This window comes from Chondromyces apiculatus DSM 436 (assembly GCF_000601485.1).
GTDB lineage: Bacteria > Myxococcota_A > Polyangia > Polyangiales > Polyangiaceae > Chondromyces > Chondromyces apiculatus.
Window position 1 is genome coordinate 158,726 of the sequence record NZ_ASRX01000020.1, and the last position, 12,793, is coordinate 171,518.

The window sequence follows — 12,793 nt, forward strand, 5'->3', positions numbered from 1 at the left end:
GCGTCCGCGTCTCGGATCAGCGGCGCGCGCTTCCGTCCTTGCGGGCGCGGAAGACGGCGGGGGTCGTGCCCGTCCATCGCCGGAAGGCGCGGAAGAAGGGGGCGCTCTCGGCGAACCCGAGGCGCTCGGCGAGCAGGGCGACAGGCACGGAGCGGTCTTCCAGCAGCGCGATGGCGCGCTGGCGCCGCACGTCGTCGAGGAGCGCTTGCAGGTGCGTCCCGCGCTCCGAGAGGCGCCGCTGGAGTGTCCGCGTCGAGACGCCGAGGGACCGGGCGAGGAGCGACACCTTCGGCGCTGCCGGGAGCGAGCGCGCCACCGCCGCGCGCACCTGCTCCAGGAAGGCGTCGTAGCGGGCCCGCTCTCCCACCTTCCGCACGTGCTCGTCGAGGGTCAGGCTCACGGAGGGGTCGGAGGTGAGGAGCGCGCAGTCGAGCAGGGAGGCGTCGAAGACCAGCGCGTCCTCCTCGCACCCGAAGCGGTTCGGGGCGCCGAAGAATGCCTCGCAGGCGTCCTTGCGGTCCATCTCGGGGTGAATCCAGGCGACCTCGCGGAACTGCATGCGCGGGCCCACGGCTTCCCGGCACCGGGTGGCCACCAGCGCGAAGAAGAACTCGGCGAGGCGCCGCGACAGCCTGGGCCTGTTGCGCTCGCGGAGGACGAAGCGGGCGAGGTCGCCTTCCTCGACGAGCGCCACCGGCAGGGCGTCGGTGAAGACCTTAAGGCACTGCACGAAGCGGGTGAGCCCCTCGCGCAGGGTGGCGCTGGACATGGTGTAGTAGTCGACGACGCCGAGGCTCGCCTGAGGGAAGTACGCCACGGTCTCTACCCCGAGCAGCCCTGAAGCCTCCAGCGCGGCGATGAGGGGCTTCAGCTCGCGCCCCGGGATGAGCACCTCGGGCGCCGCCGCGCGCACCTTCTCGAAGAGGGCCCACGCCTCCTGCCGGTCCGAGCGCTGCCAGAGCCGCGCCGCGATGGGATGGAGCAGCGACGCGACGACGCCCCGGCTCACGCTGCGCAAGGGCGGCAGGCCCGGTTCCTCCTGGCTTGCCGTGTCGCCAGCGTGCCCCTGCAAGCTCTCGGACGTCTCTCGAAGCATGCCTGTTGTCCGTCCCGAGGATCCGCGCCGCGATGGCGCGCAGCGGACCTCATACCATCGCTTTCCTGACCTCCGTACCGCCACCCTGCGTGGGTGCTCCAGTCCGCGAGCCGGCATGCCGCGCGGCATCGGGTCGCTGACCGGAGGTCGCCCCGCTCCACGCCGGAGCCTCGCCATCCCTCCTCGGGAGTAAGCCCTCCTACTCGGGAGCTGCGCCGACGTGGTCGGGAGTGAGCCCTCCTACTCGGGAGTTCGCCAGACCTGGTCGGGAGTTTTGTCGACGTGGTCGGGAGTTGCGTCTTCCTGCTCGGGAGTTCTGGCGACGTGGTCGGGAGCTGAGCCGACCTGGTCGGGAGTTCTGGCGACGTGGTCGGGAGCTGGGACTGACCTGGTCGGGAGTTCTGTCGACGTGGTCGGGAGCTGACGGGACGTGGTCGGGAGTTCGCCAGACCTGGTCGGGAGTTCGTCAGACCTGGTCGGGAGTTGGGACTGACCTGGTCGGGAGTTCTGTCGACGTGGTCGGGAGCTGACGGGACGTGGTCGGGAGTTCGCCAGACCTGGTCGGGAGTTCGCCAGACCTGGTCGGGAGTTCGCCAGACCTGGTCGGGAGCTGGCGGGACGTGGTCGGGAGTCGCGCCGACCTCCGCGGGAGCTGCGGGGATGGTCGCGGGAGCCTCCCGGATGTGCGAAGGAGTACAGCGCGCCAGACGCTGCAGCCGCGGGATAACCACAGGAAGTGCGTCATCTTCCTCGGGAGTCGTCCTGCCCTGCACGACACCTGCACCTCCCCCCTGCACTCCGCCCACATCCAGCCACCCACCCCAGCCAATCCTGGGGCAAAGAGGCGCGGCGGGGCCCCCAGGAGAGGCCCCCGCCGCGCCTCCGCCGGGGCCCCCAGGAGAGGCCCCCCCTCCCCTACCTTCAGGCCGCCTCCGCCACCGGCACCTTGCACCGCCCGATCAGCGGCACATGGTCCGACAACCCCGCAAACGCCCCTTCCTTCCCGAAGGGAAACGTCCCCGCGAAGTCCACCCACTCCACCTCGGGCGACGAGTACACGTGATCGAGGTGCATCCGCAGGTTCATGAAACCTGCCGTCGCAAACGCCCGCGCCTCCTCCACGGACACCTGCTTCACCCGCGAGAACGCATCCACCAGCCCTGCCTCCTCCCGCAGGTACCGGTCCACGGGCGACCCGGGGAGCGCGTTGAAGTCCCCCACCACCACGAACAGGTTGCTCCGCTTCTCCTGCTCGATGAAGCGCGCCAGCACCCGGGCTTCTTCGAGCTGGTTGGGCCCGAACCCCATCCGTGCCTCGCCTGTCCAGAACTCCCGCGAGAACACGCTCGGGAGGCTCAGGTGCGTGTTGAAGATGTCGAGCGTCTGACCGCAGGCGTGCTTGAAGGACACGTGCGCGCAGATCCGCGTCTGCTTCAGGTGGCGCACCCGGCGACGGAAGGTGATGTCGTGCGGCTTCGTTGCGTTGTGGTGGTCCACCTGCAGCGTGTCGCGCGCGATCACGGCCAGGCCTGTGGTGTAGATGTTGGTCCGGTTCGTCAGACGGTAGACGTGCGCCGGGAAGTAGTAGGAGAGGAACCGCTCCGACCGGCCCTCGTGGGCCAGGGCTGCGTGCAGCTCCAGCATCAACCGGTCGAGCTGCGTCTCTTCCGGGTGCCACTGCTTGTTCATCGTCGACGAGCGCAGGGACTGGGTCTCCACCTCTTGCAGACAGATCAGGTCGGGGAGCTGGTCCATCCGGGAGAGAGAGCGGGCGATGCGGTGGATGGCCGCGGACGTGGTCGCGAGCCCGCGTGTGGCGTGCCCGAAGTAGCGGACGTTGTAGGTCATCAGCCGCAGCGTGGAGGCTGAGGCCGACGGGGACGAAGGCGACGAAGACGGCGCTTGCGCGTCGTCACTGGCTGGACAGGGGGGCTTGGTCATGGTTCCTCTCCACCATGGGCAAGAACGTCATCGTTTCCGAGGAGACGCTGAGGGATCTGCTGGAGGCGCACGCCTCGCTGTGTGCCTGGTACTACGCCCTGTGGAATGCCGTGCGCGATGCCGGGGGCTCGGCGGCGGCACCCGATGGGCCGGCGCGCGCGGCCTTCATCGGGCGCATCGCTGCGGATTATCCCGAGCTGGCCAGTGTCGCCCGTGCGCTCGGAGAGCCCAGGATGTTCGTCCCACCGCCACCGACGGTGACAATTCCCCCGCCACCACCGCCGGCCTTCGTTGGCGCGGGGGAGCCGGTGATCCACACGGCGCGTGAGCCCGAGACGGCGGTCGAGCCGGCCACGGCGAGGGCGCGCGAGCTGGAGCGGCTCCGTCGCAGCGGCAGTGGCGGCGCTGGCGGGGACGGGGGCGGTGCCGGCGGGGGTGCCGGCGGGGGTGGGATCTCGTCCTGAAGGGTGCATCACGCACCGAGGACACGTTCCACAAACCAGGCCACACCAGCGAGCACGATCAGCACGCTCGTCCCTCGCACGATGCGCTCGGTCAGCCAGCCTCGGCGGCGGGCGAGGGCGAGGAGGGGGAGCACGACGGCGAGCACGGCGAGCTGTCCGGCTTCGACGCCGAGGTTGAAGAAGAGGAGCGCCTTGGGCACCTCGGCGCGGGGGAGGGCGATCTCCTGCAGGGCGCCGGCGAAGCCGAAGCCGTGGATCAGGCCGAAGGGGAAGGTGATGCGCCAGCGGCCTTCGGCGTCCTTGACGTGGAGGTTCTCGAAGCCGACGTACGCGATCGAGAGCGCGATTGCGGGCTCCACGATGCGCGGGCTGAGCGTCACGATCCCGAGGGAGGCGAGGCCGAGCGTGATGGAGTGTGCCACCGTGAACGCGGTGACCACGAGGAGGATCGACTTCCAGCGGCCGCCGAGGAGGATGAGGCCGAAGAGGAAGACGAGGTGATCGACGCCGAGGAGGATGTGCTCGACGCCCATGAGGAGGAGGTCGAGGGCACCGAGCGAGGTGGGGGCGGCGCCTTCAGGGGACGCGGGGGGGGCTGAAGAGGGCGCGGAGGAGGAGGCCGCGCGCGCGGGCGGGAAGGTGGTCCTGGCGATGGGGGCGTCGAGGGTCTTGCGCCTGCGGAAGAGGATGGCCTCGGTGATGCGGGGGCCACCGCCGACGCGGAGGATGTGGCGGTGCATGCCGGAGAGGTCGTCGAGCAGCGCGAGCTCGATGTGCACGGCGGCGGGAGGGGCGGAGCAGGTGTAGGCGGCCTTGAGGGTGATGCCGTCGTTCTCGACGGGGTGCGCGGAGAGGAGCTTGCCAGGGCACGGGGTGCCGTCGCCCTGGACGAGGATGCGGTCGACGATGGCGCGGGCGAGGGGATCGAGGGCGGCGGAGGTCTCGCTCTCGCTGAGGGCGTCGTCGTGGTTGAGGTCGAGGGCGGGCAGGAGGGTGATGATCTCGCGCTGGGCGAAGATCAGCTCGGCGTTGACGGTGGCGCCGTCGACGACGAGGTCGCCGCGGGAGAGGCCGACTTCGTGGGCGTGGGCGGGCGCGGGGGAGACGAGGGCGAGGAGGACGGTGAGGGCGGCGGTGAGGGCGGCGGTGAGGGCGGCGGTGAGGGCGGCGGAGAAGGCGAGGAGGGGCGCGCGAAGAGGGGGGAGGTGCACGCGAAGAGGGGGGAGGTGCACGCGGAGGGCGCGCAGCATGCGATGAAGAGAGAGGTCAGTGGGCCGGGGCATCGGCGGCGCGGGCCTGGGTGAGGAGGTGCTCGGCGGCGGCGGCTTCGGTGGGGTGGAAGCGGGGGTTCAGCTTGAGGGCGGAGGCGAGGAGCTTCACGGCTTCGCTGCGATCGCGGCGGTCGTCGGTGGCGAGGCGGATGGCGCCTGCGTGGTAGAGGAGGCGCGCGTCGCGGGTGCCGAGGGCGCGGGCGCGGTCGCTGGCGGCGCGGGCTTCGGGGATGCGGCCGGCGCGGTAGAGGGCCCAGGCGTAGAGGTCGTCGGTGGCGATGTCGGTGGCGCCGCCGCGGGCGGTGCGCTCGGCGTCGAGGAGGCGGAGGGCTTCGGCGATGCGGGCGGCGGGGGGCTCTGGAGGAGGGAGAGGGGGTGCGGCCGCGGAGGGCGATGGCGCGGAGGGCGATGGCGCGGAGGGCGATGGCGCGGAGGGGGAGGCGGCGGCGGCGAGGAGGAGCTCGGCGAGGAGCACGCGGCCTTTGCTCTTGCGGGCGAGGGTGAGGGCTTGTTCGTGGGTGCGGTGGGCGGCGTCGAGGGTGCCCGCGGCCTGCTGCGCGTCGCCGAGGAGCCAGGTGGTCTCGGGGTCGGTGGGGGTCTGCGCGAGGGCGCGGGTGGCGAGGGCGAGGGCGCGGGGGGCGTCGCCGTTCGCGAGGGCGACGCGGGCCTTGCCGCGGAGGGCGGGGGGGTACTCGGAGAAGGCGTCGAGGGCGCGGTCGAAGCCGCGGTCGGCGCCTTCGCGGTCGCCTTCGTGCCAGAAGATGAGGGCGGCCTGGACGAGGACCCAGGCGTAAGGCTCGGGGTCGGCAGGGTCGTAGGCGTTCATGGCGAGGCGGGCGATGCGCTTGGCGCCCTCGACGTCGCCCTCGAGCCAGCGGAGGCGGGAGGCGCGGGCGTAGGAGGCGAGGTCGGGCTTGAGGTCGACCATGGTCTGGGCAGCGCGGGCGGCGTCGGGGAACTTGCCGAGGGCGAGGAGGGCGTCGCTGAGGGTGCCGTGGGCCGCAGGGTCGCGGGGGTCGGCGGCGAGGATCTGTTCGGCGAGGTCGCGGGCGGCAGCGTGGTCGTGGTCGAGGAGGAGGACGAGGGCGCGGAGGTTGAGGGCAGGGCGGTGGTGAGGGTCGCGGGCGAGGGCGAGGTCGGCAGCAGCGGCGGCGTTGCGGTGGAGCGCGGGGGAGGCGGCGTGGCGGGCCTTGCGGATCCAGGCGTGGCCAAGGAGGACCCAGGTGTCGGGTGGGGTCTCGCCACGGGAGGCGCGCTGGATGAGGGCGCGGAGGTCGGTGTCGGCGGCGGTGCTGCCGGTGGGGGGCTGGAGGGCGAGGGCGCGGGGGTCGGGGGAAGAGGCGGGGGAAGAGGGGGAGGAGGCCGCGGTGGGGGCGGCGGAAGAGGTGGGGGAAGAGGCGGTGGGGGCGGGGGAAGACGGGGAAGAGGTGCGGTCGCAGGCGGGGAGGAGCGCGGTGAGAGAGGCGCCGGTGATGCAGGCGCAGGCGAGGCGGAGGACGCGGGGGATGGGGGGGACCAGGTGGCGTGTCCGGCGGGCGATCATGAGGGGGGATCGCGGGCGAGGGCTGAAAGGCAGAGGCGCGCGCCGCGGGGCTGGTCTTATCGCAGGCGGGGCTGGAGGTCGACCGGGGAGGGCGGAGGAGATCGGGAGGGGAGCGTGGAGAGGGTGAGGCACAAATGCCTTGCGGTGCTGCACGGAGGGCGCAAGCTCGCGGGCTTGCAGCGGGGAGCGTGGACACGGTGGGGGGTGGTGATCTGCGCGGTGGCAGGGGGGGCGGGGTGCAGCCGTGAGCAGGTCGGTGGGAATGGCGCGGGGACCTCGGCCAGTGCGAGCGCGGAGGCGGGGGCGAGCGCGGGGGCGAGCGCGGGGGCGAGCGCGGGGGCGCGTGCACGCGCGAGTGCGAGGGCAAGTGAGGGCGTGAATGCGCGGGGGAGCGCGGGGGGGACAGCGCGGGGGCAGGGCGCGGGGGATGAGGTGAAGCCGGTGTATCCGGTGACGGGCGAGGCGCCGGACCCGCTGGCCGTGCGGCTGTGCGAGGCGCTGCACGCGGTGCCGGCGGCGCGGAAGGCGGCGTGCCGGGGAGGGAAGCCGGGGTTCCATGCAGGGGCGGCGTGCGCGCGGACGTTGAGCGCGGCGATGCGCGCGGGGGCGGTGACGGTGGGCGCGGAGGAGGTGGGGCGGTGCGAGGGGGCGATGACGGCGTCGCTCGAAGGGTGCGGGTGGGTGTCTGCGCTGACGCCAGTGCCTCCTGGTGCGTGTGAGGGGATCGTGCGGGGGACGCGGGGCGAGGGGGCGATGTGCAGGTCGTCGCTGGAGTGCGGGGTGGGGATCACGTGCGCAGGGGTGGGGCCGACGGCGGAGGGGCGGTGCGCGAAGCCGCGGGTGAGCGGGGCCTGCGGGCGGGCGGTGGATACGCTGGCGGTGCTGACGCGGCAGACGCGCGCGGAGAAGGATCATCCGGAGTGCGCGGGGCGATGCGCGCAGTACGTGTGCGCGGCGGAGAACGTGGCGAAATAGTCGGGAAAAGACGGTGGATGGAGAGAGTGCCGGGGGCGGACGAGTGCCTGGATCGGGCTTGACCGGCAGTGTTCACGAACACTACGACTGATCCATGGATCATCTGCCTGACCTGGGGCGTGTGATCACCCAGTTCCGAAGTATTCTCGGCCTCTCGGCCTCTCGGTCAGCGAGGTTGCATCACGCATCGGTACCAGCGTCGAGCGCGTGGTCGCTGCCGAGCAAGGACACATCGAGCCCGGCGTGCTCGAAGGGCTCGCGAGGCTCTGGGCGCTTGACGAGGAGGAATTCCGAGGGGGCAAGGTCGCGCCCATCGAACGCGTTGAGGGAATTGGAGGGGCAACGGTTTTCCTGCTCCACGGAACCTACCAGGACTTCGATGCCCGAGATCTAGGCGCGCTGGAACGCGCGATGCGGGCGGGCCGATCGCTCACGGCGCACATGGCTGCCGCCGGGGAGGTGGAGCGTCTCTGCCGAAGAATCCAGTTCGTACCTACACCCCCAGCCGGGCCACGACCCGCGGACGCGGCCCGGCAGGGTTACAAGCTCGCGCGGCACGCGCGGGCGAAGCTCCTGCTCGGGGGTGAGCCCATCGGCGACATCCGCGTGCTGCTTGAAGAGCAGCTTGGTATCGCGGTCCTGGTAGACCATCTCGTCACCAAGCACCTCTGTGCTGCGTCCATTTGCGATGCCCACGGGGCTGCTGCAGCGGCGGTGCTCGAAGAGGACGATGCAGATCGCCACGAGAACCCAGCGCTCACGCGGGTCTATCTGGCCCACGAACTATGCCATCTCCTGTTCGATCCTGGAGCGCCAGGCGGCATAAGGCTGGCCCTGGATGATCGTCCTGACGAGAGCAGCAGTCCACGAACGAGCACCAATACCCTCCTCGAGAGTCGGGCGAAGGGCTTCGCGGCCGAGTTCCTCATTCCCTTTGAGGGGTTGCAGCGCTTGCTGCGACCACCGAAGGAGATAACCGATTTTCAGGAAGCTCAAGCGATGGTGGCCAAGGTGCGCGATCACTTCAGCACACCCTGGGAGATCGCTGCGTATCACCTGAACAACGTCCGGTTCATCGCGCGAAGCCTGTCCCTCAGCCTTCGAAAAAACAAGCTGCCAGCACCTCCCAACCAACTCGCGACGAGCCTGCCAGCCGCGCGAGGTACGCCGCTCCTGCTCGATGCCCTTCGGGCATCCGGGCGCACGCCGGATCCTTCCTTCGGTATGTCGCCAAGCCGCGAGGTAGACGAGACATATGCGCGTCCCGCCTATGTCGATGAAGCGCGTAGTACGACCGCGGCGGCACGGGACGATTCGAGTTCGCGGGTGCTCAAGGAAGCGCTCGCACTCTGTGCCGCAGGACGCGACATCGCCGCCGTGGACCTGCTCGTGGATCACCTCGACGACCTCTTCGATGCAGGCGAGTTCCAGGTGGCACGGCGCGCGCTCGAGTTGCTCGACCCCCACAAGCTCACGCCGAAGGTGCTCACCGGCGTGCTGATGGTGAGCGATCACATGCGGGAGCAGCTCGGCGAGGCGCGTGCCCGATTCTTCGAACGCGTGCGGAGTGCGCTCGCCGACACCTGGAGTCTCGACCCTGAAAGGATCGAGCGGGTCACGCAGAGGTGGGGCTGATGGATTCCATCACGCTGAAGCCAGGTCACACCGCGCCCTCGGAGGACGTGGTCGTTTTCGTGATGGAGGGCGCCGTGGGCGCCCACGTTGGGATCCTTTACCGCCACGACGACAACGTGACTTACCGCCACCTCACCTCGCCTGGCATTTTCGCCTGCAGGATGATGACGCTCCGCCTGGCGACGTTCACTGGGTGGAGCCACGCCTGTATGAGGATGAAATCGAAGCTCTGCGCGCCGCGGCCTCACGCATCGCGAGGAGGAACGAGGATGGCCGCATTCCTTATGCGCTGAACCCGATAGACGCTCGGTTCGACGACGAAGGGGAGCTCCACCTGAACCAGAGCCTGGGCCTCACATTCCGTCTGCGCGGGGGTGGCCTGGGCTGGACAGTCGGCGCGATGGTGGGTCAGCCGGGGAGCCAGAGGAGGCTGTCGAGGAGGGGTTCGATGCAGGCGTTGAGCTGGTCGCCGAGGTCGGTGCAGGAGACGGCGCTGAAGCAGGTGCGGAGCTCGGTGCGGCCACGCTCGTTCATGGCGCCGACGGCGCGGCGGAGGTGGGGGCCGAGGGCGTCTTCGAGGGTGTCGCGGCACTCGGCGTGGTCGACCGCGTCGCAGGCGGAGATGCGGCTGCAAATGGTGGCGAGGTAAGGGACGAGGTCGGGGGCGGAGGCGGCGACAGCGTCGAGGGCATGGGAGCCGCAACGGCTTACCTCGGCGGCATAGGCGATGGTGAAGGGGTCGCCGGTGAAGCTGGCGAGGGCGCGGCTGGAGCAGTGGGCGGTCTCGCGGAGCATGCTGGGAGAGGCCATGGTGCGGGCGTCGAGGCACTGCTCGAAGCGGGGCCAGCGGGCCACGCCAGGGGCGGCGCGGAGGTAGAGGTCCTGGAGGTAGCCGCACCAGGCATGCTGGGCGTCGCGCTGTTCCTGGTGGGCGCCGAGGGCGATGGAGGCTGGCTTCGGGCCGGGGGTCGTAGTGTTCGCACGGGCGTCGGCGGCAGGGCGGGCGTCGGAGGAGGCGGCGCTGGCGCAGCCGAGGGAGAGGGCGCCGAGGGAGAGGGCGCCGAGGGAGAGGGCGCCGAGGGAGAGGGCGCCGAGGGAGAGGGCGAGGGCGCTCAGAGAGAGGGCTGAGGCTGGGCGCGGGGTGGGCGGGTGGCTCATGGGGAGATCCTCCGGCAGGGCAGGTGGTGGGACGCTGCAGGCGGGAGGCGTGCAGCACTGGGGCACGAGGGGCGATGTGCACGGGGTAGGCCAGCCGGGCCGAGGGGCGGATGCACGGGCGCAGGCAGGTTGGGGGTGGGCAGGTCGTGCCTGGAGGCTGGATGAGGCTGGATGAGGCTGGATCAGGTGGCGGGGCTGTAGCGTTCGCCGGCCAGGAGCTTGAGCTTGTAGAGGGGGCCGACCTGGCCGCGATCCATGGCGACGCGGGGGAGGTTGAGGGGGTCGCAGGCGGTGGTGAGGCAGAGGCCGGTGTTGTTGGTGAAGCCGATCTCGAAGCCGGCTGCGATGACGGCGTCGCGGTAGGCGCCGCTGAGGGGGTAGCCGACGGGGTAGGCGACGGCGCGGACGGGCTCGGAGAGGACGTCGGTGAGGACGCGGCGGGAGCTGGTGAGGTCGCGCTGGGCGTCCTCGGGGGACATGGTGTTGAGGACGCCGTGGCCGTGGCCGTGGGACTGGATGTCCATGCCGGCGGCGCGGAGGGCGCGGATGTGGTCCCAGCCCATGATGGCGTTCGCGGCGAGGTCGCGCTCTTCGTCGGCGGTGAGGGTGACGCCGGTGGCGCGTTCGAGCTCGGCGAGGCTGCGGTCGATGTCGACGCGGGGGGTGCGCTTGAGGGCGGCGCTGAGGCGGTCGGCGGCAGCCTTGGGGTTGCGGAGGGGGTGGAGGACGAGGTGAACAGGGTAGGAGATCTCGATGGTGTCGCGGCAGCAGCGGCGGAGGGTGAGGTGCACGCGGTCCCACCAGAAGATGCGGCCAGCGTCGGGGTAGCGGGTGGGGATGAAGAAGGTGGCAGAGATGCCGGCTTCGCGGAGGATGGGGAGGACGATGTCGTGGCAGTCGCGGTAGCCGTCGTCGAAGGTGATGAGGACGGGGTTCGGGGGGAGCGGCGCGCCACGGAGGCCCCGGCAGAGGTCGTCGAGGGTGAGCGCGGTGCAGTGGGCCTTGATGAGGGCGATCTGCTCGCGTAGCTCGCGGACGGAGGCCTCGGCGACGCCGCCATCGAGTTCGCCCACGCCGTCCGGCTCGGCGATGCGGTGGTAGGTGAAGATCCCGAGGAGAGGGACGCGGCAACGACCACGGAGCCAGAGGAGGCCGTCCAGGAGCCCAAGGGAGTCCAGTGCGTCGGCTGCGATCGCCCTCGGAGAACTGGGGCGAGGCGCCGGAGTAGGGTGGGTCGGCATAACTGCGCTCACGGCCATACGTGATTATGGATGTTCCAAAGGCCCGCGGGTATGCGCCTGCGCCGAAGATGCGGGCAGGTTGTTGGTCCGCGGGGAAATGGCATCAGGGAGTTTCAGGGGATCCGGTTGAGGGAACTGCGGAGATCGTTTGGTCCCGGCGGAATGGGGAGATCCAGGGTGGCTTCTTCGTGCGCTCTGGCGATGACCAGAGCGGTGACGGCGGTGGCTCCTGCGCGGTGGAGGGCGCTGGCGCAGGCGGCAAGGGTGGCACCGGTGGTGGCCACGTCGTCGACGAGGAGCACGGCGCGGCCCTGGATGCGGGCCGGCCAGCGGGCACGGAAGGCGTCGGAGACGTTGGAGAAGCGGTCGAGGCGCGCAAGGCGGGCCTGGTGAGGGGTGGGGCGGAGGCGGGCGAGGCCGCGGGCGAGGAGGGGGATGCGGAGGGGGGATGCGATCTCGGCGGCGAGGAGGGCTGCCTGGTTGTAGCCGCGCTCGGCGAGGCGGCCAGGATGGAGGGGGACGGGGAGGACGAGGTCGGCGTGGACGCAGGCGTCGCGTGCAGCCTGGAGGAGCATGCGGCCGAGGGGGCGGGCGAGGTCCGGGCGCGAGGTGTACTTGAAGCGGCGGATGACCCGGGCGACAGCGCCCTGGAAGAGGGCGTGGGCGATGAGGGGTGGGTGGTCCGGGCAGCGCGGTGGCGTGGGGGTGTCACGGCGTACGGTGGCGGCGCAGGCGGTGCAGAGGTCGGCGCGCGCAGGGACGGGGGCGTCGCAGGCGGCGCACGCAGGTGGGCTGAGGGCGCCGATGGCGAGGGCACGGAGGTCAGGGGGCTGGACGGTGAGGGCACAGGTAGACAGGGCGCGGACGGCGAGGGGCTGGAGGGCGAGGGCACGGGTGGACAGGGCGCGGAGGACAAGGGGCATGCCTGTGTATCGGGGCTCCGCGAGGGCTGGTTGCGCCCGCCGGTGAAAAGGCATCGCGTCCAGGGCGACGCGGGGTACCATGGCGCCGTGAGAATCCCGGCCGTTAGAGGCTGCCGCGGCGCCCGGAGGAGCATCCGGCCTTGAGCGCGAACGAGGAGTGGCGGTGGACCGATGAGCGCGGGGTGCAGCGGCGCGTGAGCGCCGAGGAGCTGCTGGAAGCGCTGGCGACGGGGGTGCTGTCGGGATCGACGCTGGTGTGGCGGCGCGGGATGGCCGAGTGGACGGCGGCGCACCAGGTGCCGGAACTCGCGCGGGTGATCCTGACGGCGAGCAACAACGGGGAGATGGACACCATCACCGAGGCGACGCTGACAGAGCCCGGGCGAGAGGTGCGGGATGCGGGGGGAGCGCCAGGGCCCGTGCAGGCGTCGCTGGAGCGGGCGCGGGCGGCGTTCGCGACGCCGCAGATGGGGACGATGGCGGCAGGCGCGGCAGGCGCGGCAGGCGCGGTAGGCGCGGTAGGTGCGGTAGGTGCGGTAGGTGCGG

At 71.4% G+C, this 12,793-nt stretch carries 11 protein-coding genes; 4 read left to right on the forward strand and 7 right to left on the reverse strand.

The window, feature by feature from the left end; genetic code table 11:
* Positions 1-16: 16 nt before the first annotated feature.
* On the reverse strand, positions 17-1,096 hold the full coding sequence (locus CAP_RS15190; protein ID WP_197041192.1) for a helix-turn-helix domain-containing protein: 1,080 nt from the start codon (positions 1,094-1,096) through the stop codon (positions 17-19).
* A gap of 921 nt (positions 1,097-2,017) precedes the next feature.
* Positions 2,018-3,037: an endonuclease/exonuclease/phosphatase family protein gene (locus tag CAP_RS15195; protein ID WP_044241174.1), complete on the reverse strand. Its 1,020-nt coding sequence runs from the start codon at positions 3,035-3,037 to the stop codon at positions 2,018-2,020.
* A 14-nt stretch (positions 3,038-3,051) separates the two neighbouring features.
* On the opposite strand from CAP_RS15195, the gene CAP_RS15200 reads away from it, so the two are divergent.
* Positions 3,052-3,501 carry a hypothetical protein gene (locus CAP_RS15200; RefSeq protein ID WP_052375293.1) on the forward strand — a complete coding sequence of 150 codons (450 nt, stop codon included), beginning with the start codon at positions 3,052-3,054 and terminating at the stop codon, positions 3,499-3,501.
* Positions 3,502-3,509: 8 nt separating this feature from the next.
* Here CAP_RS15200 and CAP_RS44665 read toward each other — a convergent pair whose 3' ends face one another.
* Both CAP_RS44665 and CAP_RS15210 read right to left on the reverse strand, forming a co-directional pair.
* The gene (locus tag CAP_RS44665; protein ID WP_052375296.1) at positions 3,510-4,751 is read right to left on the reverse strand and encodes a HupE/UreJ family protein; all 1,242 of its coding nucleotides are present in this window, start codon (positions 4,749-4,751) and stop codon (positions 3,510-3,512) included.
* 16 nt (positions 4,752-4,767) lie between these two features.
* Positions 4,768-6,315, reverse strand: a complete 1,548-nt coding sequence (locus CAP_RS15210) for a tetratricopeptide repeat protein (RefSeq protein WP_081864907.1) — start codon at positions 6,313-6,315, stop codon at positions 4,768-4,770.
* A 123-nt stretch (positions 6,316-6,438) separates the two neighbouring features.
* On the opposite strand from CAP_RS15210, the gene CAP_RS50415 reads away from it, so the two are divergent.
* Together CAP_RS50415 and CAP_RS50420 are read left to right on the forward strand one after the other, a co-directional pair.
* Positions 6,439-7,290, forward strand: a complete 852-nt coding sequence (locus tag CAP_RS50415) for a hypothetical protein (protein WP_156040827.1) — start codon at positions 6,439-6,441, stop codon at positions 7,288-7,290.
* Between the two features lie 207 nt (positions 7,291-7,497).
* Positions 7,498-8,925 carry an ImmA/IrrE family metallo-endopeptidase gene (locus tag CAP_RS50420; RefSeq protein WP_156040828.1) on the forward strand — a complete coding sequence of 476 codons (1,428 nt, stop codon included), beginning with the start codon at positions 7,498-7,500 and terminating at the stop codon, positions 8,923-8,925.
* 408 nt (positions 8,926-9,333) lie between these two features.
* Here the strand turns inward: CAP_RS50420 and CAP_RS15240 are convergent, their stop codons facing one another.
* The 3 genes from CAP_RS15240 to CAP_RS15250 all read right to left on the reverse strand — a co-directional run bounded on the left by CAP_RS15240 (position 9,334) and on the right by CAP_RS15250 (position 12,247).
* On the reverse strand, positions 9,334-10,083 hold the full coding sequence (locus CAP_RS15240) for a hypothetical protein (protein WP_156040829.1): 750 nt from the start codon (positions 10,081-10,083) through the stop codon (positions 9,334-9,336).
* A gap of 182 nt (positions 10,084-10,265) precedes the next feature.
* Positions 10,266-11,336, reverse strand: coding sequence for a polysaccharide deacetylase family protein (locus tag CAP_RS15245; protein ID WP_231511483.1), 1,071 nt, complete (start codon positions 11,334-11,336; stop codon positions 10,266-10,268).
* Between the two features lie 101 nt (positions 11,337-11,437).
* Positions 11,438-12,247 carry a ComF family protein gene (locus CAP_RS15250; protein WP_063748694.1) on the reverse strand — a complete coding sequence of 270 codons (810 nt, stop codon included), beginning with the start codon at positions 12,245-12,247 and terminating at the stop codon, positions 11,438-11,440.
* Positions 12,248-12,387: 140 nt separating this feature from the next.
* On the opposite strand from CAP_RS15250, the gene CAP_RS15255 reads away from it, so the two are divergent.
* Positions 12,388-12,793: DUF4339 domain-containing protein (locus CAP_RS15255; RefSeq protein ID WP_044241181.1), on the forward strand; the 406-nt coding region annotated here is incomplete at its 3' end.